This is a genomic window from Nonomuraea sp. NPDC003727 (genome assembly GCF_053586935.1).
The window spans coordinates 1-1,424 of the sequence record NZ_JBSFNE010000052.1; the positions used below are offsets into that span (position 1 = coordinate 1).

1 rRNA gene is annotated in these 1,424 nt (G+C 57.5%); it reads left to right on the plus strand.

Going from position 1 to position 1,424, the window contains the following annotated elements:
- A 23S ribosomal RNA gene (locus ACWDLG_RS45035) occupies positions 1-1,424 on the plus strand; the annotation flags it as partial.

Sequence of the window (1,424 nt, forward strand, 5' to 3'; positions counted from 1 at the left end):
TGTGATGTGACTGCGTGCCTTTTGAAGAATGAGCCTGCGAGTTACGGTGTGTGGCGAGGTTAACCCGTGTGGGGGAGCCGTAGCGAAAGCGAGTCTGAATAGGGCGTTTGAGTCGCATGCTGTAGACCCGAAGCGGGGTGATCTACGCATGGGCAGGTTGAAGCGAGGGTAAGACCTCGTGGAGGACCGAACCCACCAGGGTTGAAAACCTGGGGGATGACCTGTGTGTAGGGGTGAAAGGCCAATCAAACTCCGTGATAGCTGGTTCTCCCCGAAATGCATTTAGGTGCAGCGTCGCGTGTTTCTTGCCGGAGGTAGAGCACTGGATGGCCGATGGGCCCGACAAGGTTACTGACGTCAGCCAAACTCCGAATGCCGGTAAGTGAGAGCGTGGCAGTGAGACTGCGGGGGATAAGCTCCGTAGTCGAGAGGGAAACAGCCCAGATCACCGACTAAGGCCCCTAAGCGTGTGCTAAGTGGGAAAGGATGTGGAGTCGCAGAGACAACCAGGAGGTTGGCTTAGAAGCAGCCACCCTTGAAAGAGTGCGTAATAGCTCACTGGTCAAGTGATTCCGCGCCGACAATGTAGCGGGGCTCAAGTACACCGCCGAAGTCGTGGCATTGACAGGGCATAGCTTCTGTTGATGGGTAGGGGAGCGTCGTGCAGCCGGTGAAGCGGTGGGGTGACCCAACCGTGGAGGCTGTGCGAGTGAGAATGCAGGCATGAGTAGCGAATCGAGGGTGAGAAACCCTCGCGCCGGATGACCAAGGGTTCCTGGGCCAGGCTAATCCGCCCAGGGTAAGTCGGGACCTAAGGCGAGGCCGACAGGCGTAGTCGATGGACAACGGGTTGATATTCCCGTACCCGCTTCAATGCGCCCATATCGAACCTCCTGATGCTAAGAGTCCTTAAGTCCTCTGGTCCTTCGGGATCGGGGTGAGGCTGAACGCTCGATCCGATGGGGTAGTAGGTAAGCGATGGGGTGACGCAGGAAGGTAGTCCAGCCCAGGCGATGGTAGTCCTGGGGTAAGCATGTAGGGAGCGAGGTAGGCAAATCCGCCTCGCGTGTATCCTGAGATGTGATGCCGAGCCGATTGTGGCGAAGTGGATGATCCTATGCTGCCGAGAAAAGCCTCTAGTGAGTGTTGTGGCGGCCCGTACCCTAAACCGACTCAGGTGGTCAGGTAGAGAATACCAAGGCGATCGGGTGAACTGTGGTTAAGGAACTCGGCAAATTGCCCCCGTAACTTCGGGAGAAGGGGGACCTCTGCCGGTGTAGAAACTAGCTTTCGAAGCTGGTGGGGGTCGCAGTGGCCAGGGGGAAGCGACTGTTTACTAAAAACACAGGTCCGTGCGAAGTCGTAAGACGATGTATACGGACTGACGCCTGCCCGGTGCCGGAACGTTAAGGGGACCGCTTAGC